The organism is Streptomyces sp. NPDC020489, assembly GCF_044386545.1.
GTDB lineage: Bacteria > Actinomycetota > Actinomycetes > Streptomycetales > Streptomycetaceae > Streptomyces.
The window spans coordinates 10,912-31,532 of the sequence record NZ_JBIRUZ010000019.1 but is presented as its reverse complement, the minus strand read 5'-3'; the positions used below and the strand labels follow the sequence as shown (position 1 = coordinate 31,532).

13 protein-coding genes and 2 pseudogenes are annotated in these 20,621 nt (G+C 68.1%); 10 read left to right on the top strand and 5 right to left on the bottom strand.

Annotated elements, in window-relative coordinates; translation table 11 throughout:
- The first annotated feature begins 4 nt into the window (after window positions 1-4).
- Window positions 5-1,489, top strand: a complete 1,485-nt coding sequence (locus ACH41F_RS36805; protein WP_391231349.1) for a cellulase family glycosylhydrolase — start codon at window positions 5-7, stop codon at window positions 1,487-1,489.
- Between the two features lie 146 nt (window positions 1,490-1,635).
- Here the strand turns inward: ACH41F_RS36805 and ACH41F_RS36800 are convergent, their stop codons facing one another.
- Window positions 1,636-2,631 (bottom strand): LuxR C-terminal-related transcriptional regulator, encoded by a 996-nt coding sequence (locus ACH41F_RS36800; RefSeq protein ID WP_391231347.1) that lies wholly within the window; start codon window positions 2,629-2,631, stop codon window positions 1,636-1,638.
- A gap of 158 nt (window positions 2,632-2,789) precedes the next feature.
- Between ACH41F_RS36800 and ACH41F_RS36795 the strand changes: the two genes are divergently transcribed.
- The 3 genes from ACH41F_RS36795 to ACH41F_RS36785 all read left to right on the top strand — a co-directional run bounded on the left by ACH41F_RS36795 (window position 2,790) and on the right by ACH41F_RS36785 (window position 4,709).
- Window positions 2,790-3,098 carry a hypothetical protein gene (locus ACH41F_RS36795; RefSeq protein ID WP_391231346.1) on the top strand — a complete coding sequence of 103 codons (309 nt, stop codon included), beginning with the start codon at window positions 2,790-2,792 and terminating at the stop codon, window positions 3,096-3,098.
- A gap of 167 nt (window positions 3,099-3,265) precedes the next feature.
- Window positions 3,266-3,466 carry a hypothetical protein gene (locus ACH41F_RS36790; RefSeq protein WP_391231345.1) on the top strand — a complete coding sequence of 67 codons (201 nt, stop codon included), beginning with the start codon at window positions 3,266-3,268 and terminating at the stop codon, window positions 3,464-3,466.
- A gap of 55 nt (window positions 3,467-3,521) precedes the next feature.
- Complete coding sequence (locus ACH41F_RS36785) at window positions 3,522-4,709, top strand: tachylectin-related carbohydrate-binding protein (RefSeq protein ID WP_391231344.1); 1,188 nt, start codon at window positions 3,522-3,524, stop codon at window positions 4,707-4,709.
- 560 nt (window positions 4,710-5,269) lie between these two features.
- Here the strand turns inward: ACH41F_RS36785 and ACH41F_RS36780 are convergent.
- A complete protein-coding gene (locus ACH41F_RS36780; protein ID WP_391231343.1) occupies window positions 5,270-6,559 on the bottom strand; it encodes a hypothetical protein in 1,290 nt (429 codons plus the stop codon).
- A gap of 381 nt (window positions 6,560-6,940) precedes the next feature.
- Between ACH41F_RS36780 and fxsT (ACH41F_RS36775) the strand changes: the two genes are divergently transcribed.
- Together fxsT (ACH41F_RS36775) and ACH41F_RS36770 are read left to right on the top strand one after the other, a co-directional pair.
- Window positions 6,941-10,861 carry an FxSxx-COOH system tetratricopeptide repeat protein gene (fxsT, locus tag ACH41F_RS36775; protein ID WP_398839455.1) on the top strand — a complete coding sequence of 1,307 codons (3,921 nt, stop codon included), beginning with the start codon at window positions 6,941-6,943 and terminating at the stop codon, window positions 10,859-10,861.
- Between the two features lie 89 nt (window positions 10,862-10,950).
- Window positions 10,951-11,292: a hypothetical protein gene (locus tag ACH41F_RS36770; protein ID WP_391231340.1), complete on the top strand. Its 342-nt coding sequence runs from the start codon at window positions 10,951-10,953 to the stop codon at window positions 11,290-11,292.
- Window positions 11,293-11,465: 173 nt separating this feature from the next.
- Here ACH41F_RS36770 and fxsT (ACH41F_RS36765) read toward each other — a convergent pair whose 3' ends face one another.
- A complete protein-coding gene (gene fxsT / locus ACH41F_RS36765; protein ID WP_391231339.1) occupies window positions 11,466-14,174 on the bottom strand; it encodes an FxSxx-COOH system tetratricopeptide repeat protein in 2,709 nt (902 codons plus the stop codon).
- A 201-nt stretch (window positions 14,175-14,375) separates the two neighbouring features.
- Between fxsT (ACH41F_RS36765) and ACH41F_RS36760 the strand changes: the two are divergent.
- Window positions 14,376-14,810 (top strand): annotated as a pseudogene (locus tag ACH41F_RS36760) (IS5/IS1182 family transposase); the annotation flags it as partial.
- Window positions 14,811-15,093: 283 nt separating this feature from the next.
- Window positions 15,094-15,639, top strand: coding sequence for an MOSC domain-containing protein (locus ACH41F_RS36755; protein WP_391231338.1), 546 nt, complete (start codon window positions 15,094-15,096; stop codon window positions 15,637-15,639).
- 15 nt (window positions 15,640-15,654) lie between these two features.
- Here the strand turns inward: ACH41F_RS36755 and ACH41F_RS36750 are convergent.
- Window positions 15,655-16,332: pseudogene (locus ACH41F_RS36750) on the bottom strand (IS5 family transposase).
- Between the two features lie 126 nt (window positions 16,333-16,458).
- Here ACH41F_RS36750 and ACH41F_RS36745 point away from each other — a divergent pair.
- Window positions 16,459-17,289, top strand: a complete 831-nt coding sequence (locus tag ACH41F_RS36745) for an RNA-binding protein (RefSeq protein ID WP_398839454.1) — start codon at window positions 16,459-16,461, stop codon at window positions 17,287-17,289.
- A gap of 16 nt (window positions 17,290-17,305) precedes the next feature.
- Here ACH41F_RS36745 and ACH41F_RS36740 read toward each other — a convergent pair whose 3' ends face one another.
- Complete coding sequence (locus ACH41F_RS36740) at window positions 17,306-17,521, bottom strand: transposase family protein (protein WP_398839523.1); 216 nt, start codon at window positions 17,519-17,521, stop codon at window positions 17,306-17,308.
- Window positions 17,522-18,049: 528 nt separating this feature from the next.
- Between ACH41F_RS36740 and ACH41F_RS36735 the strand changes: the two genes are divergently transcribed.
- Window positions 18,050-18,835 carry a DUF6082 family protein gene (locus ACH41F_RS36735; protein WP_391231334.1) on the top strand — a complete coding sequence of 262 codons (786 nt, stop codon included), beginning with the start codon at window positions 18,050-18,052 and terminating at the stop codon, window positions 18,833-18,835.
- Window positions 18,836-20,621: the final 1,786 nt, after the last annotated feature.

The following is a 20,621-nucleotide window of genomic DNA, read 5'->3' as shown; positions in this document are numbered from 1 at the left end:
TCAAGTGAAACGTCGTCACGCCTTAACGGCCGCCGGTGCCGCCGGTGCGCTGGTCCTGGGTGGCCTTGCGATCGCCACCCTGCCCGCGTCGGCAGCCGCCACCGGCTGCTCGGTCGCGTACAAGGTACAGAGCGAATGGCCGGGCGGGTTCACCGCGAACCTGACCATCACCAATCTCGGCTCCCCCGTGAGTGGGTGGACCGCGACGTTCGACTTCCCGAACTCCGACCAGAAGGTCAGCAATGGCTGGAGTGCCACGTGGAAGCAGTCCGGAACCCACGTGTCCGCCACCAGCCTCGACTGGAACGGAGCGCTGGACACGGGCAAGTCGGCTTCGATCGGGTTCACCGGTGCGTGGAAGGGCGCCAATCCGCAACCCGCATCGATTGCGCTCAACGGTGTGACCTGTACCGGCTCGGTGACGTCCCCCTCCCCCAGCCCGACTCCTGATCCCCAGGATCCGGCCCCGGAACTGAAGGTTTCCGGTAACAAGATCGTCACCGCGAGTGGCAAGCCGTACCGGCTGCTGGGCGTGGACCGCTCCAGCGGTGAATACGCCTGTGTCCAGGGCAAGGGGCTGTGGGACAGCGGCCCGGTGGATCAGGCGTCCGTCGACGCGATGAAGACCTGGAACATCCACGCGGTACGCCTGCCGTTGAACGAGGAATGCTGGCTCGGCGTCAACGGCTCGCCCAATGGCGCCACTTACCAGCAGGGCGTCAAGGACTACGTCGACCTGCTGGTGGCCAATGGCATCACCCCGATCCTCGACCTGCACTGGACGCGGGGCGCCTATACCAACGGCCCGGACTGGCACTGCAAGGACGCCACCGCGACCTGCCAGAAACCGATGCCGGACGCGCAGTACGCCACCCAGTTCTGGACCGGTGTCGCCAACGCCTTCAAGGGCAATGACGCCGTCGTCTTCGACCTGTTCAACGAGCCGTACCCGGAGATCGCCGCCGACTGGGACAAGACCGTCGGCTGGCGGTGCTGGCGAGACGGCGGCACCTGCACGGGCCTTCCCTATGAGACGGCCGGCATGCAGGACCTGGTCGACGCGGTCCGGGCCACCGGCGCGACCAACATCCTCATGCTGGGTGGCCTGGAGTGGGCCAACGACATGCGGGAGTGGCTGACGTACAAGCCGACCGATCCACTGAACAACCTCGCCGCGTCCTGGCACTCCTACAGCTTCAACGCCTGTGTGACCGAAGCCTGCTGGGACAGCCAGGTCGCGCCCCTCGCGCAACAAGTGCCGGTCGTCATCGGTGAGTTCGGCCAGGACAACTGCGGCTTCGACTACATGCAGCGGTTGGTGGACTGGGCTGACGCGCACAACCTGGGTTATCTCGCCTGGACGTGGAACCCGTGGGGCTGCAGCACGGGCGGCGTGCTCATCAAGGACTGGGCGGGCACCCCGGAACCTGGCATCGGCGAGGGTCTGAAGGCCCACCTGATCAGCCAGGACCCCTACACGACCCCGTAACCGCGCACCCAGCGGCTGCCCAGCCGCGTACGACGCCGCCCCGGCCGGATGCCCCAACGGCACCGGCTCGGGCGGCTTTCGACCACCACGAGTGTGAGTGTGTCCCCTCGCCTTGGCGACAGGCCCTGTCACCGTACGGGCGCGGATCACGGGTGGGGCGGGAGCCAGTGCTGTTGGACGGCTCGTACGCCGGCCTCGAAGCGGCTGCGGGCACCGAGGCGGTCCATGAGCTCGGAGGCTATGCGGCGGGCGGTGCGATGGGAGACTCCGAGGCGCTTGGCGATGGCCTCGTCGGTGTGCCCCTCCGCGAGCAGGCGCAGGGTGGTGGACTGCTGGCCGGTGAGGCCGTGCGCGTCGGTGGGGGCGAGCCGGCCGAGCGGCTGGGCGGATTCCCAGATGGTCTCGAAGAGCGCGCACAGTGCGGTGAGCGTGCCCTGTCCGGTCAGAATCACCGCGCCGGCGGCGGTGTCGTCGCTGCTGACGGAGATCATGGCGATCTGCCGGTCCATGAGGATCATCCGGGTGGGAAGCGACGGCACCGTGCGGACCTGACCGCCCAGCCCGGCCAGCCAGTTGGCGTGCTCGACAGTGGGCCGGTTGGCGCGCACGCTGTCCAGGTAGATCGTGCGCATCCGCACCCCACGGCCGAGCAGATCCTCGTTGAGCGGCCGGGACGCGGCCATGTTCTCCGCGGTCTGCGGCCCGCCCGGCGCGAACGTCAGGAACTCCTCGCGCACCTCACGGGTGAGCACAGCCAGCCGGTCACGGATCTGGTCGAGCCCCACCAGCTGCTCCACGCCGGGGTGACTGGCGGCCGGCCGCAGCTCGGCGTACTCCGAGATGAGCTGGGCCGCGGCCGCCCGCGAGGCCTCCAGGCGCTGTTGCTGCGCCGCCAGCTCGGCCTGCTGCCGGGCCATCAGGATCTCCATGCCGATGTCCGGCGACACCGCCCGCAGCCGCCCCGCGTCCCCGGCGGCGGGGCGCGCCAGCGCCAGCTCGCTCAGGGTGTCGAGGGCGTCGCGCACCTCCTCCTCGGACAGCCCCACGCTGTCGCCGAGGTCCGCGACACCGGCGGCCGGATGTCTGAGCATGGCGCGGTACACCGTCTCCGCGACAGCGTCGAGCCCGAGTGCGGTCAGCACGTACGTCCCCCGTCTCTGCACACATCGCCCCCTCTTCAGCGCCGATCTTCGCAGAACGGAGACGTTTCGTCACAGGGTCGGGCCGGAACGGGCCAGGGACGCAACCGGCCACCCACCAGACAGACTTGGCGGCCCCATCCGTTGAGACGCTGGAGCGCATGTATCTCGTCCACGCGCACCTGGAACTCCCTCCCGGCCGCCGTCTGCCCCCGGACGTCCGAGAGTTGGTGCGCGCGTCCCTCATTCCCGGCGACCGCGTCGAGCACGTCGCCGTGCATCCCCGCTCCTCCACTCGACTCACCCTGGGCCTCTACCTGCTGGCCGACGGGCTGGGAGAGGCCGAGGAACGGGCCGTCCGCCTCTGCGGCCGACTGCTGTGCGACGTACCGCAGTTGGCGGGTGCGCGACTGACGGGGGCAGGGGTGCCGTTGATACCTCTGGCGTTCGAGGCGCAGCCGGTGGACTGAAGCGGCCCGTGTGGACGTATCGGTCCAAGGCCCTTTCCGTCCACCGAGGAACCCTTCTCTTCGGCCCGGGCGGCGACGAACCTGGTGATCACCGGCCAGCAAGCGCGTCACCGCGGGACGCGACGGCGGCCGGAACTCACCCCTCGTCCCGGACAGAACGGACAGTCATGCCTCGCACCCGTATCGCCAAGGCCGTCGCGGTCGTCTCCCTCGTGGTCACCGCGGCCCTCGCCACCCCGGCCGTCACCTCGGCATACGGGACGGACGCCGCCCAGTCCTCCTCCGTTGTCACCGCGGACGCCGGCTGGCAGGCCGTCCCGGCCGACGCCGGCTGGCAGGCCGCCCCCACCGACGCCGGCTGGCAGTAAGCCGTCCGCGCCGCCACTGACCGCCCGACACCAACCACCCCCGGGGGAACCAGAAATGAAGACCATCCGCACCCACGCCCGCAGAGCCGCCGGCCTGTTGACCACCGTCACCCTGAGCACCGCCCTCCTCACGGTGACCGCTCCCACCGCCGACGCGGCCACCACGTGCTCGGGCGGCGTCAACATCTACGGCGTACTCGGCGACGGCAGGCTCACCTACAGCCAGATCAACCCGGCCACCGGCGACCTCGCCAAGGTCCTCGTCGGACCGGACCTCGGCTTCGAGCCGCAGGCCATGGCGACCCTCAACTTCAACACCGTCCTGATGACCTCGACCAGCGGCGCCCTCTACCGCGTCGACGTCAGGACCAACAACACCAGCCTCACCCTGCTGAACCCGCCGGTGCGGATCGCCGACAGCGGCTGGACCCACGACAAGCTGACCTACGACGGTCACGGCCACCTCTACGGCACCACCACCTCCGGCCTGCTGCTGCGCTACAACGTCACCGAGGACAAGCCCGCCGGCTCCCAACACATCGGCGTACGCACCGAGATCGGCACCGGGTTCGTCCTGAAGACCCTCACCGCCACCGGCGACGACCGGCTCGGCGCCACCACCGAGGACGGGCGCCTGCTCGACTACACCGTCGCGGGCGCCGGTTCCTGGAAGAGCAACTCCCTGAAGTCCTCCGGCTGGTCGGGCTTCAACCAGCTCGTCTCCCCGGGCAGTGGGCTGTACTACGGACGCCTCTCCACCGGGGCCATGTACTGGTACAAGGACGCCAACCCGACCGACGGCTCCGGCGCGGACATCTCGTACCACCTCGACGACCCGGTCAACACCAGCGGCTGGACGCAGAAGCTGCTGTCCGCGCAGCCCGGCACCTACACCTGCACGACCTCCGTGGACACCGTCGACCGCGGCAACATCACCGAGGTCAAGGCGGCCGGCCGGCAGCTGATGAACGAGAAGGACGCGGCCTGGGCCAACGCCACCCAGTGGGCCTGCCTGGAGAACCTCTGGGACCGCGAGAGCGGCTGGCGCTGGAACGCCACGAATCCGTCCTCCGGCGCGTACGGTGTCCCGCAGTCGCTGCCCGCCTCCAAGATGGACTCCGCGGGCGACGACTGGCACGAGAACCCGCTGACCCAGATCAGATGGGGTCTGAGCTACATCGACGGCCGCTACGGGTCCCCGTGCAACGCGTGGAACTTCTGGCAGGCGAACAACTGGTATTAGGACCGTAGTTACGGACTGCGGACACGGCACAAGGGCGGCGCCCCTCGGAGGAGGGGGTGCCGCCCTTCGTCGTGCGAGCGGGGCTTGCGGGCACGCGCCAGGCACGGGTGCAGGCGTGCCGTGGGGGTGGCCGTCGTGTGCCGGTGCGGCGCCGCCTCGCTCCCCTGGGCCGGGCATGCGGGTATGCCGGAAGGGCCTCGCCGGTGTCGGCGGGGTCCTCGGGGACGGCGGGGTGGGGCGGGGTGTGAGGCGCGCGTGGGCCTACGGATACGGCACAAGGGGTGGGCCTTCGGTGGAGGAGGTGCCGCCCTTTGTCGCGCGGACGAGCGGGCGTGCGTGCCTGCGTGCCCGCGTGCCTGCGTGCCTGCGTGCCTGCGTGCCTGCGTGCCTGCGTGCCTGCGTGCCTGCGTGCCTGCGTGCCTGCGTGCCTGCGTGCCGGGGAGGGTGGCCCGTCTGCCGGTACGGCTGTCCCCAACCCCTGTGCCGGGCGTGCGCGCACGCCAAAAGGCCCCGCCGGTGTCGGCAGGGCCCTTGGGGACGGGGGGTGGGGACAGGGAGCGTCAGGCGATCTTGTTGTAGCGCAGGGCCACGTACGCCGAGGCCGGGTGGCTGTCGATGGTGCCGCTGTAGGCGTTCGCGGAACGGTAGTTCATGTCCGAGTCCGGGCTGCCCTCGGAGTAGTAGTAGAAGGTGCCGGCGTCCTGGTCCTTCCAGCCCGCGAAGAGGACAGCGTGCCCCTCGCTGCTGGAGTTCAGCGCGTCGCCGGGCCGGAGGTCGGCCTTGGAGATCTGCGCGGCGGCGTTGTCGAGGGTCTGCGTCGTCAGCGAGGACGTGAGGTGCCAGGCCATGGAGACGAAGCCGGAGCAGTCGGTGCGGTAGGTGTCGTCGCCCTCGATGTCGGTGGCGTAAGCGCTCTGGCTGTACTGGATGTTGCGGTTGTACCAGTCCTTGGCCCGGGTCATGACCTCTCCGCGGTAGATCGTGCCGCCCTGCACGGAGTGCGGCGGGGCCGGGGGCACGTAGGCGCAGTTGTCCGCGTAGGCCGACAGCAGGCTCTGCGTCCAGCCGGAGGCGTCCACCGGGTCGCTGGGGTGGTACGCGATGTCGGAGCCGTCCGCGTCGGTGGGGTCGGAGTCGTGGTACCAGTACATGCCGCCGTTGGTGCGGCCGTAGTAGAGGCCCCCGCCGGGGGAGGTCAGCGAGTCGACCGCCGACCAACCGCTCGACTTCAGCACCGCACGGTCCCAGTCGTTCACACCGTTGATCTTGTAGCTGAGCAGGCGCCCGTCCGAGGTGGAGGCGATGATGCGGTCGTCGCCCGCGGCGGCCAGCGTCCTGAGGACGAAGCCCGTGTCGATCACGACATGCTGGCCTATGTGGGCCGACCCGGAAGGCTTGTCCTGCGACACCAGGTACTGGTGAAGCTGCCCGTCGACCGTGCCGTAGAGGTGGCCGGCGCCGTCGTAGACCAGCTTGTCGAAGGTCCAGCCGCCGTCCCAGATCTTGGTGACTCCGGCGAGCGCGAGGGCGGTGTTGTTGGTCTGGATGTCGACGCGGTAGAGGTCACCGGCCGTCGAAGTGACCAGCACCGTATTGAAGTTGAGCGTCGCCATCGCCTTCGGTGTGAAACCGAGGTTCGGGCCGACGAGCGTCTTCACGCGGTCGCCGGTGTTCGGCTCGATCTGCGAGTACGTCAACCGGCCGTCCGACAGCGTGCCGTAGATCGACACGTTCCCGGAGCACGAGGCAACGGCCTGCGCGGCCCCGCCGGCGACGGTGACCAGCCCCAGGGACATCGCCCCGACAGCCAGTGTGGCGGACGTACGGCGAATGACGTTGCTCAGCTTCATGATCTCTCCTGCGGCACGAAAGTCGAGTGGGCGAACACACGTCCCTGGCCCGGACAGCTGCCCTGCAGGTACAGCTGTGAGGGGTGTTCGCGGGTGTGGCGCCCGGTGTCAGGAACTACTTTCGCCGCAGGTCAGGGGTGCCGGAAGAGAGATCCGATGGCCGCAAACGTCCCTGGCCGGTTGCGTCCTGACGGGGAGTCCGCGCATCACGCCGTTCAGTCCAGGGCGGAACACTCCGTCCTGGGTAGACCGTTACCGAACCCCCATACCGTCCGGGGCATGGCAGAGGCGCCTGCGTTCGCTGGAAGTTCCCGGGCCCCGGCGGCTGGGACCCATCCAGCCGCCGTACCCGGAAGGCGGACCCAACCACGGAGGAGATACATGACGGGCCCGCGCGACGGACGTGTCATCACTTTCTATTCGTACAAAGGCGGTACGGGCCGCACCATGGCGCTGGCCAACACCGCCTGGATCCTGGCCGCCAACGGCAAACGGGTCCTGGCCGTCGACTGGGACCTGGAGGCACCGGGCCTGCACCGCTTCTTCCACCCGTTCCTGGACCCCGAGGCGCTGTCCGCGACGCCGGGCGTCATCAACATCATCCAGGACTACGCCTGGGCCGCGGCCACCGGAACCCAGCGCCCCGACGACTGGTACCTCTCCTACGCCCAGGTCGAGCACCACGCCGTGCCCATCCGCCCCGAGCGCTTCGGCCTGCACTTCCCCGAGGGCGGCTCCCTGAACTTCCTCTCCGCGGGCCTCCAGGACCGGGCCTACTCGGCGGCGGTCACCTCGTTCGAGTGGGACAACTTCTACGAGCGCCTCGGCGGCGGCACGTTCCTCCAGGCCCTGCGGGCCAGCATGAAGGCGACGTACGACTACGTCCTGATCGACAGCCGCACCGGCCTGTCGGACTACGCCGACATCTGCACCATGGAGATGCCCGACGTCCTCGTGGCCTGCTTCACCCTGAGCGACCAGACGCTGGAGGGCGCGGCGGTCGTCGCCCGCAGTGTCGAGGAGGGCCACCGGCCGCGCCGCATACGGGTCCTGCCGGTGCCGATGCGCGTCGACGAGGGTGAGAAGGAGAAGGCCGACGCCGGTCGCGCGCTGGCCCGGATGCGCTTCGAGGGGCTGCCGAAGGGCGCGGACGGACGGCCGCTGAGCCAGGAGGAGCTCAGCGCCTACTGGGCCAACGCCGAGATCCCCTACCGCCCGTACTACGCCTACGAGGAGACGCTCGCGACCGTCAGCGACGAGAGCGGTATCGCCAACTCACTGCTGTCCGCCTTCGAGCGGCTCACCGCCGTCATCTCCGACCGCAAGGTCACCTCGCTGCCGCAGATCCCCGAGCCGGTCCGGCTGCGCTGCCGGGACGCGTACCTCAGGCGCCGGCCGCCGACCAGCGTAGCCGACGTCGTGGTCGCGTACGCGGCGGAGAAGCGGATGTGGGCCGACTGGGTCGAGTACCTGCTGAAGCGGGCGGGCTGCGAGGTCACGCTGCACGAGATCTCGGCCGGTCCGATCGAGCCGGCGGAGACCACGACCCACACCGTGGCACTGCTGTCGAAGACCTTCCAGGAGTCCCGGTACGCCGACTCCGTCTGGCGCGCCCTGGGCCAACGGCCCACGGACGGGGCACGCGGCTCGGTGGTGCCGCTGCGCGTCGAGGAGGTCCCGCTCCCGGAGCCGTGCACCGACCTGCACCGACTCGACGAGACGGAGTGCGTGGCCGCGCTCCAACGCACCCTGGAACTCCCCTTGCAGCAGGCGGAGAACAGTCCCTCGGCCCCCCGCTTCCCCGGCATCACCCCGGGGATCTGGAACGCGCCCCAGCGCAACACGACTTTCACCGGCCGGGGCTCGGTCATGGACCGGATCCGCACCCAGCTGGGCGCGCTGTCCGGCCCGCCCCAGCCGCAGGCGCTGTTCGGACTGAGCGGCGTGGGCAAGACCCAGCTCGCCATCGAGTATGTGCACCGGTTCATGGCCGACTACGACCTGGTCTGGTGGATGTCCGCCGAGCACATCGACGACGTGGTCGCCTCGCTCGCCGAACTCGCCCCGCTCATAGGCGCGACGGGCACCGAGGAGGACATGACGAAGGCCGGCCAGGAAGCCGTGCAGCGGCTGTCCCGCGGCCTGCCGACCAAGCGCTGGATCCTGGTCTTCGACAACGCGGGCGACCCCGCGGAGCTGGCCCGCTACTTCCCCACCGGAGACGGCGGGCACATCCTCGTCACCTCCCGCAACCAGGCCTGGTCCCAGCACGGGGCTTCCCAGCACATCGACGTCTTCGAGCGCACCGAGAGCATCGAGCACCTGACCCGGCGCACCGGGGGCGGACTGACGGCCGAGGACGCCGACCGGGTGGCGGAGGCTGTGGGCGATCTGCCGCTGGCGGTCGAACAGGCGGCCGCCTGGCTGGCCGAGACGGCCACCCCGATCGAGGACTACCTGCGGCAGTTGGCCCGGCAGACCACCGAGGTCCTGGACCTCAACCAGCCGCCGGACTACCCGCGAACGGTCGCCGCGACCTGGAACGTCTCGATCGAACAGCTGGAGAAGCGATCACCTGCGGCGGTACGGCTGCTCCAGCTCTGCGCCTTCCTCGCCCCCGAGCCGATCTCCCAGCAGTTGCTCTACAGCAAGGAGATGATCACGGCGCTCAAGCCGTACGATCCCTCGCTCCAGGAGAGTCTGCTGCTCGGCCGGGTCATCCGGGAGATCGGCCGGTTCGCGCTCGCCAAGGTCGACCAGACGACCAACAGCCTACAAGTGCACCGACTGGTGCAGGCGGTGATCCGTTCCCAGATGCCCGGGGAGAAGCAGCGGGAGGCCCGGCACGTCGTGCACACCGTCCTGGCGGGTGCCCGGCCCGACAGCGACGAACCCATCGACGACCCGACCACCTGGCCCCGCTTCGCCGTCATCTGGCCGCACCTGTCCGCCTCCGACGTCCGCAACTGCCGTGAGGCCGAAGCCCGCCGACTACTCATCGACCGGGTCCACTACCAGTGGAAACGCGGTGACTTCGTGGCCGCGCGCTGCCTCGCGGAGGACCTGCTCCAGCACTGGAAGCCGCTGCTGGGGGTAGATGACGTCTACTACCTCTACCTGCGGTTCCACCTCGCCAACATCCTGCGCTCGCAGGGTCGTTACGTGGAGGCCCGGGAGATCGGCGAGGACCTGCTGGAGCGGCAGCGCAGAGAGTTGGGCGAGCAGCACCCGCACACGTACGCCACCATGTCCGCGCTCTCCAGCGACCTGGCGGCCCTCGGCGAGTACACGAAGGCGGTCGAGCTGGCCAAGGAGGCGCACGCCGGCTTCAGCCAGATCTTCCACGAGTCGCACCCGCGCACCCTCAGCGCGGCCAACAACCTCGCCCTCGCCCTGCAGATGGTGGGCAAGTACAGCGAGGCACGCGACATCGACCAGGACACGCTCGACCAGCGCACGGCCGTCCTTGGACCCGACCACCCGTACACGCTGGCGTCGGCCGAACGCCTCGGCCGCGACCTGCGAGAGGTCGGACGGTACGCGGAGTCGGTGTCGATCCTGTCGCGCGCGTACGCGGCCCACAAACGAATCCTGACCCGGGACTTCCCCGGCACCCTGCGCTGCGCCAAGTCCCTTGCAGTGTCGCTGCGCCGCAACGGCCAACTGGAGGACGCCCGTCGGCTCACCGAGGCGACATGCAAGCGGTACACGGAGCAGTACGCGGCTCCGACCCCCGACTCGCTGGCCTGCGAACTGAACCTGGCGGCGGATCTGTTCGCGGCGGACGAACGGGACCGGGCCCGTGAGGTGGCCAGCAAGGTGCTCGCCGAGTACATGAAGGTGCCGGGCGAGGCCCACCCGTACACCCAGGCGGCCCTGAACAACCTGGGGATCTTCCACTGGGGCTGCGGGGACCTGGACGAGGCGGAGGCGGTCTTCCTGAAGGTGCTGCCCCGCATGGCGGAGATGCTGGGCGCACACCATCCGCACACCGTGTTCTGCAGCGTGAACTACGCCAACGTCCTGTACGACCAGGGCCGTTTCGAGGAGGCCCGGGAACGGGACGAGGCGGCGCTGCCGGTACTGCGCGCGGCCCTCGGGGACCGTCACCCCGAGACGCTCGCCGTGGCCACCAACCTGGGGTTCACCCTGCGGGCCCTGGGCCGTGACACCGAGGCCCGTGCCCTACGGGAGGAGGCGCTGGCGGAACTGCGCCTGCTGCTCGGAGAGGACAACGCCATCACGCTGCTGGCCGGCCGCGAGCGCCGCATCTACCGGGACCTGGAGCCCTTGTCGGTGTGATCCGGTCCAGGGACGTCGGGAGCGAGAGCCGACGTGACGGGGGCTGCTGCTCTTCGACTCGTGTCAGAGCGGTGGGGAATGATCGGGCCATGCTTCAAGCAAGGGACGAGCACGGTCGACAGGTGAGGAATCCGGGGCCCGCGGCCTTGGGCCGGCTGGTGGCGAACCTCGGCCGGGGTAACGCCTTCGTGATCGTCGAGCGAGTCGACGATGAGGTGTCCGGCGATTGGTATGTGCAGGTGTGGCTGCGGGATGACAACACCTATCAGCTGGAGTTCCGTGACGGGACGGCGGCAGAGCACTACCAGACCCGGACCATCGCCCAGGAAAAGGTGATCGTCGCACTGACCGGCTGGGTCAAGGGGCGCCCGGATTGGAAGGGCGCCTTCATGTGGAACAACATCGGTGCCTCGTTCGGAAGCGCCGACTGACCCCTGCCGCAGTAGTTGAATCGCCGGACGGATCCGTCGAGGGCGAGGAAATCGAGCTCGGGCGCTTCTTCGACAACACACGGCGCCGCGCGGCCAATCTGCCCGCAAACCGACGAGCGGACCTCGATGTCCTCGGCACGGGCTGGTAGACACCTGGGCAGGACCCCGTGAGGTCACTCCCCTGGCCCGAGCCTCCCCTGCCGCTCACGCAACGCCTCCAGCAAGACGGCAGCGCGGCGAGTGTCGGAATGATCCGCACCCACTACCCGCCGGAGGCCCGCCAGCGTCTCTTCCCCCAACGCCACCGCCTCGTCCACCCGACCCGCATCCCGCAGGTCGATGGCGAGGTTGTACGCCGTACGCAGGGTGCCGGGATGATCCACACCCAGCATCCGCCGTCGGCGCTCCAGCGTCTCCTCCCCCAGTACCACCGCCTCCTCCACCCGCCCCACAGCCGCCAACCAGACGGCCAGGCTGGACGCCGCATGCAATGTGTGGGCATGGTCCTCACCCAGCACCCGCCGTCGGCGCTCCAACGTCTCCTCCCCCAGCGCCACCGCCTCCTCCACCCGACCCACATCCCGCAGATCGATGGCCAGGTTGTACGCCGTGAGCAGAGTGTCGGGATGATCCACACCCAGCACCCGCCGCAGGCCCGCCAGCGTCTCCTCCCCCAACACCACCGCCTCTTCCGCCCGCCCCACAGCCGCCAGATTGTGGGCCAGATTGGACGCCGTGAGCAGAGTGTCAGGGTGCTCCACACCCACCACTCGCCGCAGGCCCGCCAGCGCCTCCTCCCCCAGCACCACCGCCTCCTCCACCCGACCCACAGCCGCCAGATCGATAGTCAGGTTGGACGCCGTGCGCAGGGTGCCGGGATGATCCACACCCAACACGCGACGCCGTCCCGCCAGCGATTCCTCACGCAAGGCCAGACCTTCCTCGTGCCGCCCCAGCGACCAGAGTCGGATGGCGAGGTTGTCAGCGCTGGCCAGGGTGTCGGGGTGGTCGTCTCCCAGGAGGCGTCGGTGGCGTTGCAGGGTGTCTTCGTCCAGGGCGTAGGCGCGTTCTGTGTCCTGGGTGTCGTGGTAGGCGCGGGCCAGGGCGTTGGCGGCCGCCAGGGTGGCGACGTGGTCCGGGCCCAACTGCCGCAACCAGGTGTCGTACAAGAGCTGCAAGCGGTCCCGGGCGGGACGGGGCTGACCGCGGTCCATCAGGTACCAGCACGCGTCACGCACCGCCCGCCGTCCCCCTGTGGTGGTGAGGGAGGCCGGGTCTACGGCCAGCACGTGCGGCAGCAGCACCTGCCACAGCGGCCACCCCACTGGGTCCGACACGTCTTCGGGGGCTGCTGCTGCCAAGAGAGCTTCCGCATCCCGTCGCGCTTGCTCGCGCTGAGAGGGGGTGAGCTGGTCGGCCAGGACGGCCTGGGTCAGGCGGTGCAGTTGGACGGTGCCGTTCTGGGCACGTGCCAGGTTGTGCCGGGCAGTCGCGTCCACCACGCTCCCGGCACGCAGCCTGGAAGTCATCGTCTCGCTCATTACGGTGGAGGCCTGGGGCAGCCGGCCGGCGCAGGAGGCCAGGGGGAAGGGTTCGGGAGCCAGCAGCGCGAGGGCGGCCAACGCGGCGGCAGCGCCCGGATGCTCGGCTGCCAGGCGGGAGCTGGTCAGGCGCACCTGTGCGGCCAGGGACACCGGGTAGTCATCCGGGCAGCCCTCCGCCAGCACCTCGTGCATGCTGCGGGCGAGTTCGGCTGACAGATCGGCGGCTGACAAGCCCCGGGTGAGCAGGGCAGCGGCCTGCGCGAGCGCCAGGGGGAGGTCGTCCAGGGTGTGGGCGAGGTGGTCGGCTTCCGCGTCAGGAAGGTCGGCGCCTTGGGCGCGGAGCAGGGCGATGGCTTCGGTGCGGGCCAAGGTGTCGACGTCCAGAGGCACGGCGTAGGTACGCCAGTGTGGGTTGCGGGAGGTGACCAGGACGTGCCCGGAGCCGCCGGGCAGGAACGGCGCCAGGGCGCTGGGGTCTTCGGCGTTGTCGAACACCAGCAGCCAGCGAGAGCGCTCCCCCAGCTCGCCCAGCAGCAGCTCGACTGCGGCAGCGGGCGCCGTACCGGCGGGCGCGGCGCCGATTCGGGCAGCAAGCGCAGACAGCTGCCCAGGGATCAGGGCCGGGTCTTCGGCCGCGACCCACCAGGCGAGTTCGTACTCGCCGGCGAACCGGTGGGCGTACTCGATCGCCAGCTGTGTCTTGCCGACCCCGCCTCGGCCGTGGAGGGCCTGGACGGCGACGCGCTGGTCGGACGCGAGTGCTTGGCGCAGGTGGACCAGGAGACTGTCGCGGCCGGTGAAGGCGGCGTTGCGGGCGGGCAGGTTCTGCACCCGGGGCAGGCTTCCGGGCAGACGGGGACCGCTTGCACCGACTTGCCGCAACACGCTGGGGGTGCCGGGGAAGGGCGGCTCCGTATCCGGGCGGGACGGGCCGTCGACCGCCTCCAGCAATACCCGGCGCGCCTCGGTCGGGCTCAGGTCGAACAGGTCGCGGCTGAGTAGCGGGCGCAGGATCGCCGGCGGATCCACGCCCGCAATGCGCACGGGCGTGATCTTCTCCCGCATCGCCACCATCGCGGTCCACTCCGGGGTCGTGAACCGCTCCGGCTCGAAATACGCCGGCGAGAACAACGCCAGCAGCCGGCCCCGTTCGAGCGCGGCGTTCATCTTCAGCACGAAGTTGTCGCCGGTACCCCAGTCCCAGTAGTCCAGCTCGATCTCATGCCCAGCGTCCAAGAGCTGCCAGCCGACCCATTCCGCCCACGCCCGATCCGCCCCCGCGTGACTGATGAACCACCGCCGACCCGACGCTCCGTCAGATGCCCCCGTATCAACCATCCATCTCCCCCGCACCGTGCCGCCCTACGTCACCAACCAGCCTATGACCAGCGGCCCTCGACCGGCCCCACGTTCACCAGCCTCCGTCCGGGGCATCGGGAGGGCCCCGGGGGCGGGTAAGTCCGGGTGGGGCCGCCTTGTCCCGGTGGCTTTGTTCACGAGGTGCGGGCCTGTGGGGCCGTGCTCAGGCACCGCCACGTGCTGCACAACGGTCACGCCTACGCACAACTCGCCGCCGGGCTCGGCGTCGGGACCACCACCGCCCACCGGTACATAAACGAGGCCGTCGCGCTTCTGGCCGCCCTCGCCCTCACTCTCGCGGCAGCCATCCGGACCGCATCGGCCAAGGCGTGCGCCCTGTTGGACGGGACCCTTCCGCCGATCGACCCGCCAGCCCTTCTCCTTAGGCTGACGCAAGAAGCGCGGCATGAACGTGCAGGTCCTCGCCGATCCGTCAGGTCTCCTGCGCTGTGGGCCGCACCAGCTCCGCCCGCAGCCGTCCGACATCCGGCGGCCCCCGAGCACGGCATCATCGACTCTGGCGCCGAGGCCGACATCACCTGATGAGCGTGCAAGGGACATCAGGGTGCCGGAGGCACCGTCCGGGTCCCCTGCCACGGCCGACGGGAGACGCTCCCCACAAGGGGAGCGCGACCCCCCTGATCGTCGTTCCCCTGACCGCCACCCCCCCCAGCAACCCCGAAGCGACCGCCATGCTGCGCGAGAGGCACGTCGATGCCCATCGCGTCGGCGGCTAGGAGCTGTCTCCTTGGTGTTCACTGGCGGGACGGTGCCGGTCGGGTGCCGGACCTGACGCATCCGCCCGATGAGGTCCGCTCACTGCATGCCTCCCTTATAAGGCTGGTGGCACCGCCTCTATGATCGACCGGCCACAGAACGACAACAGGGGGAGGGCGTGATGCCTGGTCAGGTCGCCGCAGTGAGCCGCAACGAGGTGTACTCATTCAGCAAGCCCAATCGCGATGCCATCACGTTGCTCACGGGGCTCGGAGTGGAAGGAGACGTTCACGCAGGTGAGACGATCCGCCACCAGTTCCGCATGACCTACGAGCCGGACCTGCCCAACCTGCGCCAGGTCCACCTGATGCACGAGGAACTCTTCGACGAACTCGCGCTCAAGGGTTTCAAGGTTTCTGCGGGCCAGCTCGGCGAGAACATCACCACGCGCGGGGTGGCGCTGTTGGGCCTGCCCACCGGCGCTCTGCTCCATCTTGGGGAGCAGGCGGTGCTCGAGGTGACAGGACTGCGCAACCCGTGCTCGAAGATCAACGACTTTCGCAAGGGGCTGCTCGGTGAGGTCTTCGCCATGGACCCCTTGTCCGGCGAGTTCACCTTCAAGTGTGGCGTCATGGCTGTGGTCCGCCGTGGAGGGACCGTCCGCCCCGACGATTCCATCCGGGTCGAGCCCCCGCCCCTCCCCCACCGCCCGCTGGAACGGGTCTAGATTCGTGTTCCGTGGTCATCGGCGTGCCCAGATGAGGATGGCGGCGAGGTAGAGCGCCGCCTGGTAGGCGATCGCGAGCTTGTCCGTTCGCGTGGCAATGGCGTGGGAGGAGTACGCGCGGTCGGCCAGGACAACCAGGGGCCGGGTGCGTGGCCTGCCCACGCCGCTTCGGGGCACGCGGATGCGAGACATCACCGTCTCAAAGGCCGATGCGTCACCAGCCTGGCCTGCGGTGACTGTGAAGGCCAGGGGCCGTGCACCGCCGTCTGCGGCCAAGTGAACCTTAGTACTCAGCCCTCCGCGGGCGCGTCCGAGCGCGTGGTCATTGAGTTCGTCGGAGCGGGTCGCCCCCTCCTACGGGCTCCGGCGGCGTGCTGGTGAGCCCGTACGACGGTGGAGTCAACCGACACGCTCCAGTCGATGTCGTCGCCGGCGTCCGCCACTGCCAGGACAGCGGCGAGAATCATCTCCCAGGTGCCGTCGACGGCCCATCTAATCAGCCGCTTGGGCGGCTTGGAACGAGCCGAGTTCCTCGGGAAGATCCCGCCAGGGCGAGTTGGTGCGGTACTTCCAGGCGATGGCCTCAAGGGTGCGGCGGTGGTCGGCCCATCGTCGCCCGCGGACCGGATCGGCCGGCATCAGAGGCGCGATCCGGTTCCACATCACATCGGTGATCACTAATCGGACAGACATATCCGATCAACTGCCCAACCCATCAAAGAGACACGCGGTAGCCCATCCCGAGCTCCTGACACCCGCGGGTACTACAACGGCGCTGAGGACACGGCGAGCGACCACGGGCCGGTCGAAGCGGCCTACTTGGAGGCGATCGCCGCCTTCGCACGGGAATCGGGCATTGACCAGCTGGAGATCCGTGAACCGGAGGTCGCCGGGCTCGTCAACTTCGGCCTGGAGGCGCCGGTTGACGGACACGGACTGGCCAGCCTGTTCCCGCCCGATCTCACCGGCTACTACGACGGCGCCGAGGTGTCAGTGCCTGTCGCGCTGGAGCTGGTCCGGGCCATGCTCCGTGACCAGGGCGCCTGGTGTCGTCTGGAGCAGCAGGACACGTCCACCGTGCACGTCGGATGGGATCAATACGTATACGTCGGCAGCGACCAGCCCTGCGAAGCAGCCGTCGCCCGAACCCGCGAACTCGGCCTTTTCGCGGAACCGATCACGGTCTCGCCCTACGCCGCAGACCTTGAGAAACGAGAGGTGACACGGGCCGCGGACGAGGAGTTCTGGGAACAAATACGCACAGAACTGGCCGCACCGCAGACGCTCCTCCTTGAGGAGACCTACCTCCGCAACGCCACCCGCTGGCACCGCCTCACTGAGAACAACCTCAATACCGTCCGCGCCGTGCTCGGCCCACGCGCGCTCCTGACCGTCTGGCCCGACCTCACACCCGATGTCGGTGCCGTCCTGGCCGCGCTGCCCGAGGACGAATCCGTGGACTTCGTCTGGGAGGAACCGAACGGCACGATCCGCCACGTGATCGTCGACGAGACCCACCACCAACAGCTCACCGCCGTGGTGGCGGACGCGAGGGCGGCCTGCTCCTTGCCCTTGGCCCTCGACGAACACTACCCACTCTTCCAAGCTGCTCTACCTGACAGTGACGGCGTGCTTCGCGCCAGGTGGTGACGTGGTGCTCCATGTCCTACCCACGGGGTTCACCCGCCCCGCACTCATAGCGCCCCGCCACCCTCTCGACCTGCTCGCTAAACGTCCGCCGGCCGCAGCGAGGGCTCTCACAGAACAGCCGCCGCACCGACAGCCCGATCGGGACCAAGCGCCCTACGACAGCAACATCGGTCAGCGCCCGCCCATAACGACTGCGTACCCGCACAGAATCGCGACCACAGTGCGGACACACCACCGTCAACTCGCGGGTGCAGGCCGCGATGCAGTCCACGCCGCCCACCACCGACACTTGTCCACGCGCACCGCGTCAAGAAGCGGATTCATATCTCCTGCGAGGTCATGCCACTCGTTAACAATGCCGCTACCGCGTGACAGAGCGTCCGGCGCACGGTGGCAAACTCGGCCCCACGGAAATCGCGCCAGGGCCACCCCGACCAGGAGAACTACAGCCTCACAGCTTGAACCCGACCGCCACTTCAGAGGATCCGCACCCAACTCCGTTGGCGAAGCTTCATGAAATACCGAAGGTAGGGGTTAAGCCAATGAGCACGCAACCGCGCATGGCAGGCGCGCTGGTGCACGCCGGTTTTCTGCGAGAGTGCAACGTAGAGGGCAGCTTACAGTAATCTGAATTAACAGTTGTCTTCACGTGGCTTTTTGTCGAGTACTGGACGACACTCCTGATACTGGTGGCGTTGGGTGCGTCTGCGGAGTACCTGTTGAGAGGTTGCCTTCTCTTCGCCATAATGTGCGCCCCTTCATGCGCCCACCCGGTGCTTCACGCCACTCGTTCCTTTTTTATGCCTCCGGGGAATGCTCTAACAGAGAGGCACTCGGGGATGCTTCGGGTGAGCGGGAGGGGTTCAAAGGTATGTCGAACCACGTGCGAGAATTCTGCATATTGGGTGTCATAACACTCGTGGCCTGTGCCGGGTCGGCTGCACTCACGATGCTGTTAACGAGTCTCCCAGCCATCCAATCCACTGCCACTAGTAATGCAGGTCAGGCATATGGTGCCGCCGCTGCCGCCACTTCTGTCGTGGTTCTTACATACATCGCGCGAACATTCCGACATCAAATTGATGAAGCTCGCATGCACCGAGAGGTTCTAGAAGCGCAGACTGCTGAACTCTGTTTGCAACGCGAGAGCAATCGAGAGCAACACAAAACAGTGCAACGATCCGCCGAGGCGGCGGTACGCGCCCGTCACATAAAGCTACTTGAAATGGCCATGAATGACCCAGACCTGATGAATTGCTGGCCAGAATACAGCCCCGGCATTACGGAACGCCAAGCGAAACAATTCATGTATTGCAACCTCATAATTGCACATCACTACATGTGCTACGAGCTCGGCTACGTCAATGACGATGAGATAGAAGCCTCTTTGCGTCACATGTTTCGCAATGAGGTTGTCCGACATTTTTGGGAGGCGACGCGACCTGCACGAAGCCGTACGGCCTGGCGCGGAGGCACAATGGGAAAGTTCTACGATGTTGCGGAACTTGCCTATTCTGATCAACTAAATGATGGTGGCGCGGCCTGAGAAGGGGTTGCCCACCCGACCACGCCACAGAACTCAGGCGCTGGGCGGATTCCATCCAGCGCTAATGAGGACTTCACGTGGAACTACCACAAGCTCTTCGCCCTCGCCCACTCCTGATCCAGCAGGCAGTGAATTGCGAAGCTGGAGAGATGCCGTCTTGCCGATGAACGCAACGTCACCTGAAGGCAGCGAGAATACTGCTGGGCACGTGTGCTCGTTCAGGCATCGCCGACTCGGAGTGTCCAGACGTCTCAGATTTTCCATTGGCCTATCCATTTAAAATGGGTGCGCTCTGACCAGGGAATGCATGACGCCTACCGGTTCGAGTGCACTCTCCGTTTAAGAGTTTTTCGCGTACACCATGACACAGATGCCCTCAAATCACAAATAAGGATTTACTTCGACAAGCTGATGAGCCGATGCAACGCAATCGAACTTCAAGACACCGAACGCCTATTCGCATCGGCAGCACGGGACGGCTACTGCTCCAACTAGTATTTGCGGGCGACGCCCTTGTAGATCCGTACTACCGCCGCTACGGAGATCTTCACCTAGGCGGTGAACCGGCATGGGCATGGCTCCTTGGAGGGTCGGGCTGAGCTGGGGCTGTGCCAATTCGAAGGCGCGCCGCGCAAATGCCATACAGGCGAAACGCCACGGGCTGACGCACCGGCCCTGGCCGAGATCGGCAGTGCGGTCGGCGCTGGTGGAAACGCGAGGCGGTTCGAGGGGGCCGGAAGAATCACGTGCCACGCATGGATCCTCAGGCGCGTGCTGGTGAAAGCGTCCCTTCAAAACAGGCACACATGCGCGGCCCTTTTCGATTTCTCGGGGCGGGGCTTCAACGCCGCGACCACGCGCCTTAAGTCGTCGGCCGACGCGGGCGTGTGGTCACGGTCGATCTCGACCTGTACGTGGTGCACCGCGGGGAGCCCTGTTCGCCCACGACCATCCGAAAAAGAGGGCAATGAGGAGCGCTACCAGGAGCACGATGCCGAGAACGGTTCGTGCGGCGCCGTTCATGCTGTCCTGGGCCCAGGGGACGAAGACGAACAGCACCGCGCAGAACGCGGCGACTCCTGCCAGGACCACCGTCATACGACCACGGTGAAAGCTCATGCGGACCTTCCAGTAAGGCGTTACGGGACCCTGCCCGGCCGCGCCGGGTCTGGGGAGGCAACAGTCACGACCCGGTGCGGGCCGTCCTCAAAGTCTTGGTGACAGCGCCTGCGCCTGCGGGCACGGCACCGGTTACGGCGCCCGCCATGCAGGCCCTCCCGCTCAAGGAACCGTCGACCACCGGGGGGGCGGGGACTCCGACAAACAGCGCGCTCGCGACGGCGCCGACAGCGGCACCTGCCACAGCGCCGAAGAGGACGCCGAGACCCGTGGGATCGGTCTGGCTGACGGGGCCGCCCGCAGCGCACAGGTCAGTCTCCCTGGCCCGAGGGGTCGGGCTGGGTGAAGCCGCCCATCTTCTACATGCCCGTCGAATCGAGGTAGATGCAGCTGCGGGAGTGGCTCGGTGCTGGTGTTGCGGGGCAGGCCGGCGGGGCCGTAGGTGCGGACGCGTTTGCCCGCGACATCCAGCGGGCCCAGCACGTCGCTGGTGGCGCCGGCGAGGCAGTAGGAGGACTCCCCCAGTCGTCATGGAATTCCGCGTGCCCGCCGACTCACGGATGAATCCGGTGTCAGTGCCATTGGTCGTGGTGGACGCCAGACCTGGCGCGGCGTGGCGGGACCACGCCGAACCCACCTGCGTACGCCCGGAGTTGCTCGGCCTGGC